This is a genomic window from Paraburkholderia sp. JPY465 (assembly GCF_050436725.1).
Lineage (GTDB): Bacteria > Pseudomonadota > Gammaproteobacteria > Burkholderiales > Burkholderiaceae > Paraburkholderia > Paraburkholderia youngii.
In genome coordinates, this window is the sequence record NZ_JBNDMT010000007.1 from 775,017 (window position 1) to 794,707 (window position 19,691).

General features: G+C 67.7%; 1 protein-coding gene and 1 pseudogene (1 of these 2 only partly in view). Both read left to right on the top strand.

Annotation, left to right across the window (positions count from 1 at the left end; all coding sequences use genetic code 11):
• Positions 1 to 15,045 (top strand): amino acid adenylation domain-containing protein, encoded by a 15,045-nt coding sequence (locus tag QFZ94_RS44340; protein ID WP_429464345.1) that lies wholly within the window; start codon positions 1 to 3, stop codon positions 15,043 to 15,045.
• A pseudogene (locus tag QFZ94_RS44345) lies at positions 15,042 to 19,691 on the top strand (amino acid adenylation domain-containing protein); its annotated part runs 7,947 nt beyond the window's last position; the annotation flags it as partial. The gene QFZ94_RS44340 and the pseudogene QFZ94_RS44345, both read left to right, overlap by 4 nt.

Genomic DNA, 19,691 nt, shown 5'->3' on the forward strand with positions numbered 1-19,691 from the left:
GTGCTGACGCTTGAAGTGTGCTCTTTGGACGGTAGCTTTCGATGGCACTTCGACAGAAGCCGCTTGGCACCGGAGAATGTCGAACGTATTACACAGCATTTGGAAAAATTGTTGGGTGCTGTGATGGCTGAGCCTCGGCAGCCGGTGGGCCGCATCGACATCCTGCCGGCGGCGGAGCGCCGGTATCTGCTGGAGGAGCTGAACCGCACGGAGGCGGCGTATCCGTCGGAGCGGTGCATCCATGAGCTGTTCGAGGCGCAGGTGCGACGGGCGCCGGAGGCGGTGGCGCTGGTGCATGAAAAGGAGAGACTGAGCTATGGGGAGCTCAACGCGCGGGCCAACCGGCTGGCCCATCATCTGATCGCACTCGGAGTCAGGCCGGATCAGCCGGTGGGGATCTGCGTGGAGCGCAGCCCGGCGATGGTGGTGGGGCTGCTGGCGATCCTGAAGGCGGGGGGCGCGTATGTGCCGCTGGATGCGGCGTATCCGGGCGCGCGGCTGCGGCAGATTCTGGGGGAGGCGGCGCCGCGGCTGGTGCTGGCCGATGCGGCGGGGCGTGCGGCGCTGGGCGGGGAGGCGCTCGCTGGGGTGGGGCTGGTGGAGCTGGAGGCGCAGTCGCCGGCGTGGGCCGGGCAGCCGTCATCGGATCCGAATGTGCGCGCGCTGGGCCTGGGTCCGCACCATCTGGCCTATGTGATCTACACGTCGGGCTCCACCGGCACGCCCAAGGGCGTCATGGTCGAGCACAGAAACCTGTTGAATTATTTGCAATGGTCACATCGCAGTTATTACGAAGAAGCGTTGAATGGTTCGCCGATATTACATTCGTTGAGCTTTGACGGCATCGTTACAACTTTATTCGGGCCCCTGTTGGCAGGTGCAGCGCTGTATCTTCTAAAACCTCCTGTTGAAACTGATTTACTTTCTCCTGCTAACGATGGTCGGGTCTACGATTTGATCAAGCTGACGCCTTCGCACCTGAGCCTGTTAAACCGGCAACTGGAGTGTTACGAAGGTCCGGCTCCGACGAAGGTACTGATGGTTGGTGGGGAACCGTTAGTACCTGCGGATATTCAGTTTTGGCGAAAGCGTTTCCCGAATGTGCGTCTGATCAACCACTTCGGTCCTACAGAAGCGACAGTTGGAAGCGTCACATTTGAAATATCCAAAGTTATCGATGGATCCGCCTCTATCCCGATCGGCCGTCCGATTGCGAACACGCGGGTGTACGTGCTGGACGGTCATGGCGAGCCGGTGCCGTTCGGGGCGGCTGGGGAGCTCTACATTGGCGGGGCGGGCGTGACGCGTGGCTACCTGAACCGCCCCGAGCTGACAGCCGAGCGGTTCATCGCCAGTCCCTTTGTGGAGGGCGATCGGCTGTACCGCACGGGGGACCTGGCGCGGTACCTGCCGGACGGCAATCTGGAGTTTCTGGGGCGCACCGACGAGCAGGTCAAGATCCGGGGCTTTCGCATCGAGCCGGGCGAGGTGGCCGCGCACCTGTGCGGACATGCGTGGGTGCGCGAGGCGGTGGTGGTAGCGCGCGAGGAGCGGGCCGGCGAGCCGCAGCTGGTGGCGTATGTGGTGGCCGCAGCGGAGGCGCAGGAAGCGCAGCTTGCGGCGACGCTGCGCGCGCATCTGGTGGGGCAGCTGCCGGACTACATGGTGCCGGCGGCGTTCGTGCCGCTGGCGGCGCTGCCGCTGACGGTGAACGGCAAGCTGGACCGCCGGGCGCTGCCGGCGCCGCAGGACGATGCGTATGCGCGGCGGGGCTACGAGGCGCCGCGCGGGGAGCTCGAGACGGTGCTGGCGCAGCTGTGGGCGGAGCTGCTGGGGCTGGAGCGGGTCGGTCGGCATGACCACTTCTTCGAACTGGGCGGTCATTCGCTGCTGGCCGTGCAACTGATGGAGCGGCTGCGGCAGCGCTCGCTGGGGATGGAGGTGCGCACGCTGTTCGCGCGGCCGGTGCTGGCCGATCTGGCGGCCAGCCTGGGGCGCCATCAGGAGGTCGCGGTCCCCGCCAACCTGATTACCGCGCACAGTACGGCGATCACCCCCGGGATGCTGCCGCTCATCGGGCTGAGCCAGGCGGAGATCGACCGTGTGGTGGCCACGGTGCCCGGAGGGCTGGCCAACATCCAGGACATCTATGCTCTCTCGCCGCTGCAGGAGGGCATCCTGTTCCATCATCTGCTGGCCAGCCAGGGCGATCCCTATCTGTTGGCCCGGGAGATGGCATTTGCCGGTCGTGACCTGCTGGAGCGCTATCTGGCGGCAGTGCAGCGGGTGGTGGACCGGCACGATATCCTGCGCACGTCGTTTGTGTGGGAGGGGCTGTCCAGTCCGGCGCAGGTGGTATGGCGCCAGGCGCGGCTGGAGGTGGTGGAGGTTGAACTGGACGAGGCTGAGGGGCCGGCTCCCGAGCAGCTGCGGCGCCGGTTCGATCCGCGCGGGCAGCGCATCGATCTGGGGCGGGCGCCACTGATACGGTTTGTGACGGCCCGGGAGCCGGGCAGCGGGCGCTGGCTGCTGCTGGCGCTGCAGCATCATCTGATCGGCGATCACACGACCTCAGAGGTAATGCATGCGGAGGTGCGGAGCGTGCTGGCGGGACGCGGGCACGAGCTGGCCGAGCCGCAGCCATTCCGTAACCTGATAGCGCAGGCGCGGCTGGGTGTGGGAGAGCAGGCGCATGAGCAGTTCTTCCGGGAGATGCTCTCGGGGATTGACGGGCCGACGCTGCCGTTCGGGCTGGGCGAGGTGCGCGGCGACGGCAGCGGGGTGGACGACGAGGCGCGGCGGCAGTTGCCGCAGGCGCTTAACGACCGGCTGCGGCAGCAGGCGCGGCGGCTGGGGGTGAGCGTGGCCAGCCTGTGCCATCTGGCGTGGGCGCAGGTGGTGGCGCGCAGCAGCGGGCGCGAGCAGGTGGTGTTCGGCACGGTGCTGTTCGGGCGCATGCATGGTGGCAGCGGCGCGGACCGGGCGATGGGCCTGTTCATGAACACGCTGCCGGTGCGGCTCGACGTGGATGGAACCGGGGTCGGGGAGAGTGTGCGTCGCACCCACGCGCGGCTGGCGGAGCTGCTCACCCACGAGCATGCCCCGCTGGCGCTGGCGCAGCGCTGCAGCGGCGTTGCGGCGCCTGCGCCATTGTTCAGCGCGCTGCTGAACTATCGCCACAATACGCTGGCGGCGCTTCAGGGCGCCGCCGCGGACGATGTCCCGGGCGGCATCGAGTGGCTGGGTGCGCAGGAACGCACCAACTATCCCCTGAGCCTGTCGGTGGAGGACTGGGAAGAAGCACTGGGCCTGACGGCGCAGGTGAGCGGGCCGGTTTCTGCGGAGCGGGTGTGCGGCTACATGCAGTGCGCGCTGGAGCATCTGGCGGAGCTGCTGGAGCGCTCGCCGCACACGCCGGTGCGGGAGCTGGAGATCCTGCCGGCGGCGGAGCGCGGGTATCTGCTGGAGGAGCTGAACCGCACGGAGGCGGCGTATCCGTCGGAGCGGTGCATCCACGAGCTGTTCGAGGCGCAGGTGCGGCGGGCACCGGAGGCGGTGGCGCTGGTGCATGAGAACGAGAGACTGAGCTATGGCGAGCTCAATGCGCGGGCCAACCGGCTGGCGCACCATCTGATCGCACTCGGAGTCAGGCCGGATCAGCCGGTGGGGATCTGCGTGGAGCGCAGCCCGGCGATGGTGGTGGGGCTACTGGCGATCCTGAAAGCGGGGGGCGCGTATCTGCCGCTGGATCCGGCCTATCCGTCCCAGCGGCTGCGCCAGGTGCTGGGCGATGCCGCTCCGCAGCTGCTGCTTTGCGATGCGGCCGGCCGCGCCGCACTCGGCCCCGAGGTGCTGACCGATGTGATAGCGGTCGATCTGGAGACGGCCACGCCGGTCTGGGGCGAGCAGCCGCGTTCGGACCCGGAGCCGCGCACGCTTGGCCTCACGTCCCGCCATCTCGCCTATGTGATCTACACCTCAGGCTCAACCGGAACTCCCAAGGGGGTACAGAATGAGCATCGGGCTATCGTTAATCGCCTGATCTGGATGCAAAAGGCCTATGCACTCAATACGGCTGATGTCGTCTTGCAGAAGACCCCGTTTAGCTTCGATGTCTCTGCCTGGGAATTCTTCTGGACCTTGCTTGAAGGGGCAACCCTGGTGCTGGCGGTTCCTGGTGTACACAAAGACCCGGATGCGCTTGTAAACCTGATAGTCGGCCAACGCATCACCACCGCACACTTTGTACCATCCATGCTGGCCAGCTTCATGGACACGAAGGGCGCTGATCGCTGCACCTCCCTGCAGCGTCTCGTGTGTAGTGGAGAGGCGCTTTCTGCTTCCCTCACGCAGAAGGTTCGGTGCGTATTACCTTGGACCGGTCTGCACAATCTATATGGTCCCACGGAAGCTGCTATCGACGTAACGGCCTGGAATTGCCCGGCTGATTTTAATGGATCAGTGGTCCCGATCGGCCGTCCGATTGCGAACACGCGGGTGTACGTGCTGGACGGTCATGGCGAGCCGGTGCCGTTCGGGGCGGCTGGGGAGCTCTACATTGGCGGGGCGGGGGTCGCGCGTGGCTACCTGAACCGCCCCGAGCTGACAGCCGAGCGGTTCATCGCCAGTCCCTTTGTGGAGGGCGATCGGCTGTACCGCACGGGGGACCTGGCGCGGTACCTGCCGGACGGCAATCTGGAGTTTCTGGGGCGCACCGACGAGCAGGTCAAGATCCGGGGCTTTCGCATCGAGCCGGGCGAGGTGGCCGCGCACCTGTGCGGACATGCATGGGTACGCGAGGCGGTGGTGGTGGCGCGCGAGGAGCGGGCCGGCGAGCCGCAGCTGGTGGCGTATGTGGTGGCCGCAGAGGAGGCGCAGGAAGCGCAGCTTGCGGCGACGCTGCGCGCGCATCTGGTGGGGCAGCTGCCGGACTACATGGTGCCGGCGGCGTTCGTGCCGCTGGCGGAGTTGCCGCTGACGGTCAACGGCAAGCTGGACCGGCGGGCGCTGCCGGCGCCGCAGGACGATGCGTATGCGCGGCGGGGCTACGAGGCGCCACGCGGGGAGCTGGAGACGGTGCTGGCGCAGCTGTGGGCGGAGCTGCTGGGTCTGGAGCGGGTCGGTCGGCATGACCACTTCTTCGAGCTGGGCGGTCATTCACTGCTGGCCGTGCAACTGATGGAGCGGCTGCGGCAGCGCTCGCTGGGAGTAGAGGTGCGCACGCTGTTCGCGCGGCCGGTGCTGGCCGATCTGGCGGCCAGCCTGGGGCGCCATCAGGAGGTCGCGGTCCCCGCCAACCTGATTGCCGCGCACAGTACGGCGATCACCCCCGGGATGCTGCCGCTCATCGGGCTGAGCCAGGCGGAGATCGACCGGGTGGTGGCCACGGTGCCCGGAGGGCTGGCCAACATCCAGGACATCTATGCCCTCTCGCCGCTGCAGGAGGGCATCCTGTTCCATCATCTGCTGGCCAGCCAGGGCGATCCGTACCTGCTGGTCTCGCAGATGGCATTTGCCGGTCGTGACCTGCTGGAGCGCTATCTGGCGGCAGTGCAGCGGGTGGTGGACCGGCACGACATGCTGCGCACCTCGTTTGTGTGGGAGGGGCTGTCCGTTCCGGCGCAGGTGGTGTGGCGCCAGGCGCGGCTGGAGGTGGTGGAGGTTGAACTGGACGAGGCGGAGGGGCCGGCTCCCGAGCAGCTGCGGCGCCGGTTCGATCCGCGCGGGCAGCGCATCGATCTGGGGCGGGCGCCACTGATACGGTTTGTGACGGCCCGGGAGCCGGGCAGCGGGCGCTGGCTGCTGCTGGCGCTGCAGCATCATCTGATCGGCGATCACACGACCTCAGAGGTAATGCATGCGGAGGTGCGGAGCGTGCTGGCGGGACGCGGGCACGAGCTGGCCGAGCCGCAGCCATTCCGTAACCTGATAGCGCAGGCGCGGCTGGGTGTGGGAGAGCAGGCGCATGAGCAGTTCTTCCGGGAGATGCTCTCGGGGATTGACGGGCCGACGCTGCCGTTCGGGCTGGGCGAGGTGCGCGGCGACGGCAGCGGGGTGGACGACGAGGCGCGGCGGCAGTTGCCGCAGGCGCTTAACGACCGGCTGCGGCAGCAGGCGCGGCGGCTGGGGGTGAGCGTGGCCAGCCTGTGCCATCTGGCGTGGGCGCAGGTGGTGGCGCGCAGCAGCGGGCGCGAGCAGGTGGTGTTCGGCACGGTGCTGTTCGGGCGCATGCATGGTGGCAGCGGCGCGGACCGGGCGATGGGCCTGTTCATCAACACGCTGCCGGTGCGGCTCGATGTGGATGGAACCGGGGTCGGGGAGAGTGTGCGTCGCACCCACGCGCGGCTGGCGGAGCTGCTCACCCACGAGCATGCCCCGCTGGCGCTGGCGCAGCGCTGCAGCGGCGTTGCGGCGCCTGCGCCATTGTTCAGCGCGCTGCTGAACTATCGCCACAATACGCTGGCGGCGCTTCAGGGCGCCGCCGCGGACGATGTCCCGGGCGGCATCGAGTGGCTGGGTGCGCAGGAACGCACCAACTATCCCCTGAGCCTGTCGGTGGAAGACTCCGGGCAGGCGCTGGGCCTGACGGCGGAAGCGGTCGAGCCGGTTTCAGCAGAGCGTATCTGCGGTTACATGCAACATGCGCTGGAGCACCTGGCGGAGCTGCTGGAGCGCTCGCCGCACACGCCGGTGCGGGAGCTGGAGATCCTGCCGGCGGCGGAGCGCGGGTATCTGCTGGAGGAGCTGAACCGCACGGAGGCGGCGTATCCGTCGGAGCGGTGCATCCATGAGCTGTTCGAGGCGCAGGTGCGGCGGGCACCGGAGGCGGTGGCGCTGGTGCATGAGAACGAGAGACTGAGCTATGGCGAGCTCAATGCGCGGGCCAACCGGCTGGCCCATCATCTGATCGCACTCGGAGTCAGGCCGGATCAGCCGGTGGGGATCTGCGTGGAGCGCAGCGCGGCGATGGTGGTGGGGCTCTTGGCGATCCTGAAGGCGGGGGGCGCGTATGTGCCGCTGGATGCGGCGTATCCGGGCGCGCGGCTGCGGCAGATTCTGGGGGAGGCGGCGCCGCGGCTGGTGCTGGCCGATGCGGCGGGGCGTGCGGCGCTGGGCGCGGAGGCGCTCGCTGGGGTGGGGCTGGTGGAGCTGGAGGCGCAGTCGCCGGCGTGGGCCGGGCAGCCGTCATCGGATCCGGATGTGCGCGCGCTGGGCCTGGGCCCGCACCATCTGGCCTATGTGATCTACACCTCGGGCTCCACCGGCACGCCCAAGGGCGTGATGGTTGAACATCGTGGAGTGGCCAATTATCTTGCGTGGGCCTGTGAAGCTTACGCGCCACGATCATCCTCGATCGTTTCTTCTTCCCTGGCGTTCGATGCGACGATCAACAGCCTGTTTGCACCGCTGATCTGCGGTGGTCATGCACGGCTGGTACGGGAACGCGATGAGGTCGCGGGACTAAAGGTACAGGCCAGTTCGGCATGCGGGCTGGTCAACGTTACCCCGAGCCATCTGGACGCGCTTGGACAACAGCTGCTGGCGGGCCCGATGGCCAGCCAGGTTGACCTGCTTGTTATCGGTGGTGAAGCGCTGTCGCATTCAACAGTCGAGTTGTGGCGCAGGGTTCAGCCTGGCGCCAGGATGGTGAATGAATACGGGCCGACCGAAACGGTTGTGGGTTGCACCTTTTACGAAATTCCGAGCGAATGCGCTGTATCGACGCACGTTCCGATCGGCCGTCCGATTGCGAACACGCGGGTGTACGTGCTGGACGGTCATGGCGAGCCGGTGCCGTTCGGGGCGGCTGGGGAGCTCTACATTGGCGGGGCGGGGGTCGCGCGTGGCTACCTGAACCGCCCCGAGCTGACAGCCGAGCGGTTCATCGCCAGTCCCTTTGTGGAGGGCGATCGGCTGTACCGCACGGGGGACCTGGCGCGGTACCTGCCGGACGGCAATCTGGAGTTTCTGGGGCGCACCGACGAGCAGGTCAAGATCCGGGGCTTTCGCATCGAGCCGGGCGAGGTGGCCGCGCACCTGTGCGGACATGCATGGGTACGCGAGGCGGTGGTGGTGGCGCGCGAGGAGCGGGCCGGCGAGCCGCAGCTGGTGGCGTATGTGGTGGCCGCAGAGGAGGCGCAGGAAGCGCAGCTTGCGGCGACGCTGCGCGCGCATCTGGTGGGGCAGCTGCCGGACTACATGGTGCCGGCGGCGTTCGTGCCGCTGGCGGAGTTGCCGCTGACGGTCAACGGCAAGCTGGACCGGCGGGCGCTGCCGGCGCCGCAGGACGATGCGTATGCGCGGCGGGGCTACGAGGCGCCACGCGGGGAGCTGGAGACGGTGCTGGCGCAGCTGTGGGCGGAGCTGCTGGGTCTGGAGCGGGTCGGTCGGCATGACCACTTCTTCGAGCTGGGCGGTCATTCACTGCTGGCCGTGCAACTGATGGAGCGGCTGCGGCAGCGCTCGCTGGGAGTAGAGGTGCGCACGCTGTTCGCGCGGCCGGTGCTGGCCGATCTGGCGGCCAGCCTGGGGCGCCATCAGGAGGTCGCGGTCCCCGCCAACCTGATTGCCGCGCACAGTACGGCGATCACCCCCGGGATGCTGCCGCTCATCGGGCTGAGCCAGGCGGAGATCGACCGGGTGGTGGCCACGGTGCCCGGAGGGCTGGCCAACATCCAGGACATCTATGCCCTCTCGCCGCTGCAGGAGGGCATCCTGTTCCATCATCTGCTGGCCAGCCAGGGCGATCCGTACCTGCTGGTCTCGCAGATGGCATTTGCCGGTCGTGACCTGCTGGAGCGCTATCTGGCGGCAGTGCAGCGGGTGGTGGACCGGCACGACATGCTGCGCACGTCGTTTGTGTGGGAGGGGCTGTCCAGTCCGGCGCAGGTGGTATGGCGCCAGGCGCGGCTGGAGGTGGTGGAGGTTGAACTGGACGAGGCTGAGGGGCCGGCTCCCGAGCAGCTGCGGCGCCGGTTCGATCCGCGCGGGCAGCGCATCGATCTGGGGCGGGCGCCACTGATACGGTTTGTGACGGCCCGGGAGCCGGACAGCGGGCGCTGGCTGCTGCTGGCGCTGCAGCATCATCTGATCGGCGATCACACGACCTCAGAGGTAATGCATGCGGAGGTGCGGAGCGTGCTGGCGGGACGCGGGCACGAGCTGGCCGAGCCGCAGCCATTCCGTAACCTGATAGCGCAGGCGCGGCTGGGTGTGGGAGAGCAGGCGCATGAGCAGTTCTTCCGGGAGATGCTCTCGGGGATTGACGGGCCGACGCTGCCGTTCGGGCTGGGCGAGGTGCGCGGCGACGGCAGCGGGGTGGACGACGAGGCGCGGCGGCAGTTGCCGCAGGCGCTTAACGACCGGCTGCGGCAGCAGGCGCGGCGGCTGGGGGTGAGCGTGGCCAGCCTGTGCCATCTGGCGTGGGCGCAGGTGGTGGCGCGCAGCAGCGGGCGCGAGCAGGTGGTGTTCGGCACGGTGCTGTTCGGGCGCATGCATGGTGGCAGCGGCGCGGACCGGGCGATGGGCCTGTTCATCAACACGCTGCCGGTGCGGCTCGATGTGGATGGAACCGGGGTCGGGGAGAGTGTGCGTCGCACCCACGCGCGGCTGGCGGAGCTGCTCACCCACGAGCATGCCCCGCTGGCGCTGGCGCAGCGCTGCAGCGGCGTTGCGGCGCCTGCGCCGCTGTTTGGCGCGCTGCTGAACTATCGCCACAATACGCTGGCGGCGCTTCAGGGGGCGGTGGGCGACGATGTCCTGGACGGCATCGAATGGCTGGGTGCGCAGGAGCGCACCAACTATCCCCTGAGCCTGTCGGTGGAGGACTGCGAAGAGGCACTGGGCCTGACGGCACAGGTGAGCGGGCCGGTTTCAGCAGAGCGTATCTGCGGTTACATGCAACATGCGCTGGAGCACCTGGCGGAGCTGCTGGAGCGCTCGCCGCACACGCCGGTGCGGGAGCTGGAGATCCTGCCGGCGGCGGAGCGCGGGTATCTGCTGGAGGAGCTGAACCGCACGGAGGCGGCGTATCCGTCGGAGCGGTGCATCCATGAGCTGTTCGAGGCGCAGGTGCGGCGGGCACCGGAGGCGGTGGCGCTGGTGCATGAGAACGAGAGACTGAGCTATGGCGAGCTCAACGCGCGGGCCAACCGGCTGGCCCATCATCTGATCGCACTTGGAGTCAGGCCGGGAGATCGCATTGCGACAGTGCTTGACCGCTCCGTCGCTCTTGTGGTGGCGCAGCTGGCGATCCTGAAGACGGGCGGAGTATATGTGCCGATCGATCGCGGCCTTCCCTCTGCACGACAGGAATGGCTGTTCGCTGATTGTGCTGCCCGTCTGGTGCTTGGCCAGATTGACGGCGACAATCTGGTTGAGGCGACGATACCGGTTCTGGCTATTGAGCCGCTCATAGTTGGAACGGGATGTAGTTCCGATCCTGGCCTGGCATTGACCGCTGAGGCTGCCGCATACGTAATGTACACCTCCGGCTCAACCGGCCTTCCCAAAGGAGTTCTTGTCTCTCATCGTGCCGTCAACCGGCTCGTGATCAACAATGCATATGCGAAGATCGAGGCGGGGGATCGTGTGGCATGGGCCGGCAATCCCGCCTTCGACGCAAGCACATTCGAAGTGTGGGCACCACTACTTAACGGTGGTTGCATTGTTGCAATGCAAGCTGTCGCAGACCCTTCCAGCTTTGCCCGGGCGCTTAAACAGCACCGGGTGACGTCACTTTTTCTAACAACAGCATTATTCAATCAATTTACATCATCGATTGCTCCCACGTTAGCCCAACTTAAGTACCTCCTCTGTGGAGGGGAGCCCAATGATCTCCGCTCATTTCTGAGATTGCTGAAAGAAGAAGGCCCCGTACGTCTCGTTCACTGCTACGGCCCGACCGAGACGACGACCTTCGCGACAGTCTGGAATTGCCCGGCTGATTTTAATGGGTCAGTGGTCCCGATCGGCCGTCCGATTGCGAACACGCGGGTGTACGTGCTGGACGGTCATGGCGAGCCGGTGCCGTTCGGGGCGGTGGGCGAGCTCTACATTGGCGGGGCGGGGGTGGCGCGTGGCTACCTGAACCGCCCCGAGCTGACAGCCGAGCGGTTCATCGCCAGTCCCTTTGTGGAGGGCGATCGGCTGTACCGCACGGGGGACCTGGCGCGGTACCTGCCGGACGGCAATCTGGAGTTTCTGGGGCGCACCGACGAGCAGGTCAAGATCCGGGGCTTTCGCATCGAGCCGGGCGAGGTGGCCGCGCACCTGTGCGGACATGCATGGGTACGCGAGGCGGTGGTGGTGGCGCGCGAGGAGCGGGCCGGCGAGCCGCAGCTGGTGGCGTATGTGGTGGCCGCAGAGGAGGCGCAGGAAGCGCAGCTTGCGGCGACGCTGCGCGCGCATCTGGTGGGGCAGCTGCCGGACTACATGGTGCCGGCGGCGTTCGTGCCGCTGGCGGAGTTGCCGCTGACGGTCAACGGCAAGCTGGACCGGCGGGCGCTGCCGGCGCCGCAGGACGATGCGTATGCGCGGCGGGGCTACGAGGCGCCACGCGGGGAGCTGGAGACGGTGCTGGCGCAGCTGTGGGCGGAGCTGCTGGGTCTGGAGCGGGTCGGTCGGCATGACCACTTCTTCGAGCTGGGCGGTCATTCGCTGCTGGCCGTGCGGCTGCTCAGCCGGCTGTCGCAGATTGCGGGTGTGGAACTGTCGCTGGCGATGCTGTTTGCGCGGCCGGTGCTGGCTGATCTGGCCGCAGGCGTGGCCGGAGCGGTGAGCGGCGCGGCAGCGCAGGCGCTGCCGGCGATTGTGGCCGTATCGCGCCAGGCGCCGCTTGAGCTGTCGTTTGCCCAGCAGCGGCTGTGGTTTCTGGCACAGCTGGACAAGGACAGCGCCCGCTACCACGTTCCGCTGGGGTGGCGGCTGCAGGGCAGGCTGGATCGCGCGGCGTGGCGACGCAGCCTCGATCAGCTGTATGCGCGCCACGAGGCGCTGCGCAGCGTCTTCGTTGATGCGGAGGAGGGGCCCCGGGTTGAGATCCTGCCACCCGGCACGGGCCTGCCCGTGCTGGAGCACGACCTGCGGGAGCGGCCGGATGCGGCGGCGGCGCTTGTGGCGCTGTGCGCCGAAGAGGCGTGCATGCCTTTTGATCTGGCGCGCGGGCCGCTGGTCCGTGGGCGCCTGATCCGGCTGTCGGAGCAGGAGCATGTCTTCCTGCTGACGCAGCATCACATCGTCTCGGACGGCTGGTCGGTGGGGGTGCTGGTACGGGAACTGGGCAGCCTGTACCGGGCGTTCGTGGCCGGACAGGCCGATGCCCTGCCGGTGCCGGCGATCCAGTATCCCGATTATGCGGCCTGGCAGCGGCAATGGCTCTCCGGGGAGCGGCTGCAGCGTCAGGCGCAGTACTGGCGCGAGGCCCTGTCAGGCGCACCGTCCATGCTCGCGTTGCCGACGGACCGGCCGCGCCCGGCGCGCCAGTCGTTTGCCGGCGCCACGGTGCCGGTGGAGATCGATGCGGAGCTCACGCGGGAACTCAGGCGGCTGGGCCGTGAGCATGGCACGACGCTGTTCATGACGGTGCTGGCGGGCTGGGCGGCGGTGCTCTCGCGTCTGTCGGGGCAGGACGACATTGTGATCGGGGTGCCGAGTGCCAACCGCGGCCGGCGCGAGATCGAGGAGCTGATCGGCTTTTTTGTGAACACGCTGGCGCTCCGGGTGGACCTGTCGGGCGGGCCGGACGTGGCGACGCTTCTGGAGCGGACACGGCGTACGGCCCTGGGGGCGCAGGAGCATCAGGACCTGCCATTCGAGCAGGTGGTGGAGATCGTGCAGCCGCCCCGGGCGCTTGACCACACGCCATTGTTCCAGGTGATGTTGGCTTGGGAGAACCACGCAGGTCCGTCGTTCGACCTTCCCGGACTGAGTGTGGAGGCTGCCGCCGACGGGCTCGATCAGGTCAAGTTCGATCTGGAGCTGAGCCTTAGCGAGCATGGCGAGGAGATCGCTGGAACACTGAGCTATGCCACGGCACTTTTTGATCAGGCGACGATCGAGCGGCAGCGTGGTTATCTGCTGGCGCTGCTGCGGGCGATGGTTGCGGACGCGGGCCAGCCGGTGGAGCGCATCGATATCCTGCCGGCGGCGGAGCGCGGGTATCTGCTGGAGGAGCTGAACCGCACGGAGGCGGCGTATCCGTCGGAGCGGTGCATCCATGAGCTGTTCGAGGCGCAGGTGCGGCGGGCACCGGAGGCGGTGGCGCTGGTGCATGAGAACGAGAGACTGAGCTATGGGGAGCTCAATGCGCGGGCCAACCGGCTGGCGCACCATCTGATCGCACGCGGAGTCAGGCCGGATCAGCCGGTGGGGATCTGCGTGGAGCGCAGCGCGGCGATGGTGGTGGGGCTCTTGGCGATCCTGAAGGCGGGGGGCGCGTATCTGCCGCTGGATCCGGCTTATCCGTCGGCGCGGTTGCGCCAGGTGCTGGGCGATGCCGCTCCGCAGCTGCTGCTTTGCGATGTGGCCGGCCGCGCCGCACTTGGCCCCGAGGTGCTGACTAATGTGATAGCGGTCGATCTGGAGACGGCGACGCCGGAGTGGGCGAACCTGCCGTTCTCCGATCCGGACCCGCGTGCGCTCGGCCTGACCTCGCGCCATCTCGCTTATGTGATTTACACCTCCGGATCCACCGGCACGCCCAAGGGGGCACAGAATGAGCATCGGGCTATCGTTAATCGCCTGATCTGGATGCAAAAGGCCTATGCACTCAATACGGCTGATGTCGTCTTGCAGAAGACCCCGTTTAGCTTCGATGTCTCTGCCTGGGAATTCTTCTGGACCTTGCTTGAAGGGGCAACCCTGGTGCTGGCGGTTCCTGGTGTACACAAAGACCCGGATGCGCTTGTAAACCTGATAGTCGGCCAACGCATCACCACCGCACACTTTGTACCATCCATGCTGGCCAGCTTCATGGACACGAAGGGCGCTGATCGCTGCACCTCCCTGCAGCGTCTCGTGTGTAGTGGAGAGGCGCTTTCTGCTTCCCTCACGCAGAAGGTTCGGTGCGTATTACCTTGGACCGGTCTGCACAATCTATATGGTCCCACGGAAGCTGCTATCGACGTAACGGCCTGGAATTGCCCGGCTGATTTTAATGGATCAGTGGTCCCGATCGGCCGTCCGATTGCGAACACGCGGGTGTACGTGCTGGACGGTCATGGCGAGCCGGTGCCGTTCGGGGCGGCTGGGGAGCTCTACATTGGCGGGGCGGGGGTGGCGCGGGGCTACCTGAACCGTCCCGAGCTGACAGCAGAGCGGTTCATCGCCAGTCCCTTTGTGGAGGGCGATCGGCTGTACCGCACGGGGGACCTGGCGCGGTACCTGCCGGACGGCAATCTGGAGTTTCTGGGGCGCACCGACGAGCAGGTCAAGATCCGGGGCTTTCGCATCGAGCCGGGCGAGGTGGCCGCGCACCTGTGCGGACATGCATGGGTACGCGAGGCGGTGGTGGTGGCGCGCGAGGAGCGGGCCGGCGAGCCGCAGCTGGTGGCGTATGTGGTGGCCGCAGAGGAGGCGCAGGAAGCGCAGCTTGCGGCGACGCTGCGCGCGCATCTGGTGGGGCAGCTGCCGGACTACATGGTGCCGGCGGCGTTCGTGCCGCTGGCGGCGCTGCCGCTGACGGTCAACGGCAAGCTGGACCGGCGGGCGCTGCCGGCGCCGCAGGACGATGCGTATGCGCGGCGGGGCTACGAGGCGCCACGCGGGGAGCTGGAGACGGTGCTGGCGCAGCTGTGGGCGGAGCTGCTGGGTCTGGAGCGGGTCGGTCGGCATGACCACTTCTTCGAGCTGGGCGGTCATTCGCTGCTGGCCGTGCGGCTGCTCAGCCGGCTGTCGCAGATTGCGGGTGTGGAACTGTCGCTGGCGATGCTGTTTGCGCGGCCGGTGCTGGCCGATCTGGCCCGTATGACTGCTATCGCTTTGATCGAACGAGAATTCGATCCTGATGAACTTCGGAACCTGCTTTCTTTGGGAATGCGGACATGACAGATCTAACTAGGATCGAGTTAGAAGATCTCGATATTGATGACTTAACCAAGCTTGTCTTACTTGCCAAAGACAGAAATCGTAATGACGGTGAGCGAAAGCCTAGATTGATACAGACCATAGGCCGCGAAGACGTTCTATTGTTGTCGTTTGCGCAGCAGCGGCTGTGGTTTCTGGCACAGCTGGACAAGGACAGCGCCCGCTACCACGTTCCGCTGGGGTGGCGGCTGCAGGGCAGGCTGGATCGCGCGGCGTGGCGACGCAGCCTCGATCAGCTGTATGCGCGCCACGAGGCGCTGCGCAGCGTCTTCGTTGATGCGGAGGAGGGGCCCCGGGTTGAGATCCTGCCACCCGGCACGGGCCTGCCCGTGCTGGAGCACGACCTGCGGGAGCGGCCGGATGCGGCGGCGGCGCTTGTGGCGCTGTGCGCCGAAGAGGCGTGCATGCCTTTTGATCTGGCGCGCGGGCCGCTGGTCCGTGGGCGCCTGATCCGGCTGTCGGAGCAGGAGCATGTCTTCCTGCTGACGCAGCATCACATCGTCTCGGACGGCTGGTCGGTGGGGGTGCTGGTACGGGAACTGGGCAGCCTGTACCGGGCGTTCGTGGCCGGACAGGCCGATGCCCTGCCGGTGCCGGCGATCCAGTATCCCGATTATGCGGCCTGGCAGCGGCAATGGCTCTCCGGGGAGCGGCTGCAGCGTCAGGCGCAGTACTGGCGCGAGGCCCTGTCAGGCGCACCGTCCATGCTCGCGTTGCCGACGGACCGGCCGCGCCCGGCGCGCCAGTCGTTTGCCGGCGCCACGGTGCCGGTGGAGATCGATGCGGAGCTCACGCGGGAACTCAGGCGGCTGGGCCGTGAGCATGGCACGACGCTGTTCATGACGGTGCTGGCGGGCTGGGCGGCGGTGCTCTCGCGTCTGTCGGGGCAGGACGACATTGTGATCGGGGTGCCGAGTGCCAACCGCGGCCGGCGCGAGATCGAGGAGCTGATCGGCTTTTTTGTGAACACGCTGGCGCTCCGGGTGGACCTGTCGGGCGGGCCGGACGTGGCGACGCTTCTGGAGCGGACACGGCGTACGGCCCTGGGGGCGCAGGAGCATCAGGACCTGCCATTCGAGCAGGTGGTGGAGATCGTGCAGCCGCCCCGGGCGCTTGACCACACGCCGCTGTTCCAGGTGATGCTGGCCTGGCAGAATAACGCGCTGGGGCGGCTCGATCTTCCCGGGCTGGGCGTGGAGGAGGTGGTGGACAATGCGCCCGGGCAGATCCGGTTCGAGCTGGAGCTGAACGTAGGCGAGTGTGACGGGCGGATCGTGGGCACGCTGGGCTATGCCACGGCGCTGTTCGAAGAGTCGACGGTCAGGCGGCAGCGGGATTATCTGCTGGCGCTGCTGCGGGCGATGGTTGCAGACGCGGGCCAGCCGGTGGAGCGCATCGATATCCTGCCGGCGGCGGAGCGCCGGTATCTGCTGGAGGAGCTGAACCGCACGGAGGCGGCGTACCCGTCGGAGCGGTGCATCCATGAGCTGTTCGAGGCGCAGGTGCGGCGGGCGCCGGAGGCGGTGGCGCTGGTGCATGAGAACGAGAGACTGAGCTATGGCGAGCTCAATGCGCGGGCCAACCGGCTGGCCCATCATCTGATCGCACTCGGAGTCAGGCCGGATCAGCCGGTGGGGATCTGCGTGGAGCGCAGCGCGGCGATGGTGGTGGGGCTGCTGGCGATCCTGAAAGCGGGGGGCGCGTATGTGCCGCTGGATGCGGCGTATCCGGGCGCGCGGCTGCGGCAGATTCTGGGGGAGGCGGCGCCGCGGCTGGTGCTGGCCGATGCGGCGGGGCGTGCGGCGCTGGGCGCGGAGGCGCTCGCTGGGGTGGGGCTGGTGGAGCTGGAGGCGCAGTCGCCGGCGTGGGCCGGGCAGCCGTCATCGGATCCGGATGCGCGCGCGCTGGGCCTGGGCCCGCACCATCTGGCCTATGTGATCTACACCTCGGGCTCCACCGGCACGCCCAAGGGCGTGATGGTCGAGCACCGCAGCACCGTGAACCTGCTGCACTGGAGCCGCCGCGTGTTTGCGGAATCCGAGACCAGCCGCATGCTGTTCTCTACCTCGATCGGCTTCGACCTGTCGGTCTATGAGTGCTTCGTTACGCTGTCGCAGGGAGGCACACTCTATCTTGTCGAGGATGCGCTGGCACTGACGCAGACACCCCTAGATGTCTCGCTGATCAACACGGTTCCCTCGACGATGGCGGCGCTGCTCGACCAGCAGGCCGTACCGGCATCGCCGCGCGTAATCAACCTGGCGGGTGAGCGGTTGCCCGCCAGCCTGATTGGCAGAGTGTTCAGCAGCAGTGGCGCAGAGAAGATCTGCAACCTGTACGCTCCGTCCGAAACGACGACGTATTCGACCTGGACCTGCATGGCAAGGGCGGAGGCGGTCGTTGAAACGATCGGCCGTCCGATTGCGAACACGCGGGTGTACGTGCTGGACGGTCATGGCGAGCCGGTGCCGTTCGGGGCGGTGGGCGAGCTCTACATTGGCGGGGCGGGCGTGACGCGTGGCTACCTGAACCGCCCCGAGCTGACAGCCGAGCGGTTCATCGCCAGTCCCTTTGTAGAGGGCGATCGGCTGTACCGCACGGGGGACCTGGCGCGGTACCTGCCGGACGGCAATCTGGAGTTTCTGGGGCGCACCGACGAGCAGGTCAAGATCCGGGGCTTTCGCATCGAGCCGGGCGAGGTGGCCGCGCACCTGTGCGGACATGCGTGGGTGCGCGAGGCGGTGGTGGTGGCGCGCGAGGAGCGGGCCGGCGAGCCGCAGCTGGTGGCGTATGTGGTGGCCGCAGCGGAGGCGCAGGAAGCGCAGCTTGCGGCGACGCTGCGCGCGCATCTGGTGGGGCAGCTGCCGGACTACATGGTGCCGGCGGCGTTCGTGCCGCTGGCGGAGTTGCCGCTGACGGTGAACGGCAAGCTCGACCGCAAGGCACTGCCCGCGCCGGCTGACGATGCGTATGCGCGGCGGGGCTACGAGGCGCCGCGCGGGGAGCTGGAGACGGTGCTGGCGCAGCTGTGGGCGGAGCTGCTGGGTCTGGAGCGGGTCGGTCGGCATGACCACTTCTTCGAGCTGGGCGGTCATTCGCTGCTGGCCGTGCGGCTGCTCAGCCGGCTGTCGCAGATTGCGGGTGTGGAACTGTCGCTGGCGATGCTGTTTGCGCGGCCGGTGCTGGCTGATCTGGCCGCAGGCGTGGCCGGAGCGGTGAGCGGCGCGGCAGCGCAGGCGCTGCCGGCGATTGTGGCCGTATCGCGCCAGGCGCCGCTTGAGCTGTCGTTTGCCCAGCAGCGGCTGTGGTTTCTGGCACAGCTGGACAAGGACAGCGTCCGCTACCACGTTCCGCTGGGGTGGCGGCTGCAGGGCAGGCTGGATCGCGCGGCGTGGCGACGCAGCCTCGATCAGCTGTATGCGCGCCACGAGGCGCTGCGCAGCGTCTTCGTTGATGCGGAGGAGGGGCCCCGGGTTGAGATCCTGCCACCCGGCACGGGCCTGCCCGTGCTGGAGCACGACCTGCGGGAGCGGCCGGATGCGGCGGCGGCGCTTGTGGCGCTGTGCGCCGAAGAGGCGTGCATGCCTTTTGATCTGGCGCGCGGGCCGCTGGTCCGTGGGCGCCTGATCCGGCTGTCGGAGCAGGAGCATGTCTTCCTGCTGACGCAGCATCACATCGTCTCGGACGGCTGGTCGGTGGGGGTGCTGGTACGGGAACTGGGCAGCCTGTACCGGGCGTTCGTGGCCGGACAGGCCGATGCCCTGCCGGTGCCGGCGATCCAGTATCCCGATTATGCGGCCTGGCAGCGGCAATGGCTCTCCGGGGAGCGGCTGCAGCGTCAGGCGCAGTACTGGCGCGAGGCCCTGTCAGGCGCACCGTCCATGCTCGCGTTGCCGACGGACCGGCCGCGCCCGGCGCGCCAGTCGTTTGCCGGCGCCACGGTGCCGGTGGAGATCGATGCGGAGCTCACGCGGGAACTCAGGCGGCTGGGCCGTGAGCATGGCACGACGCTGTTCATGACGGTGCTGGCGGGCTGGGCGGCGGTGCTCTCGCGTCTGTCGGGGCAGGACGACATTGTGATCGGGGTGCCGAGTGCCAACCGCGGCCGGCGCGAGATCGAGGAGCTGATCGGCTTTTTTGTGAACACGTTGGCGCTCCGGGTGGACCTGTCGGGCGGGCCGAACGTGGCGACGCTTCTGGAGCGGACACGGCGTACGGCCCTGGGGGCGCAGGAGCATCAGGACCTGCCATTCGAGCAGGTGGTGGAGATCGTGCAGCCGCCCCGGGCGCTTGACCACACGCCATTGTTCCAGGTGATGTTGGCTTGGGAGAACCACGCAGGTCCGTCGTTCGACCTTCCCGGACTGAGTGTGGAGGCTGCCGCCGACGGGCTCGATCAGGTCAAGTTCGATCTGGAGCTGAGCCTTAGCGAGCATGGCGAGGAGATCGCTGGAACACTGAGCTATGCCACGGCACTTTTTGATCAGGCGACGATCGAGCGGCAGCGTGGTTATCTGCTGGCGCTGCTGCGGGCGATGGTTGCGGACGCGGGCCAGCCGGTGGAGCGCATCGATATCCTGCCGGCGGCGGAGCGCGGGTATCTGCTG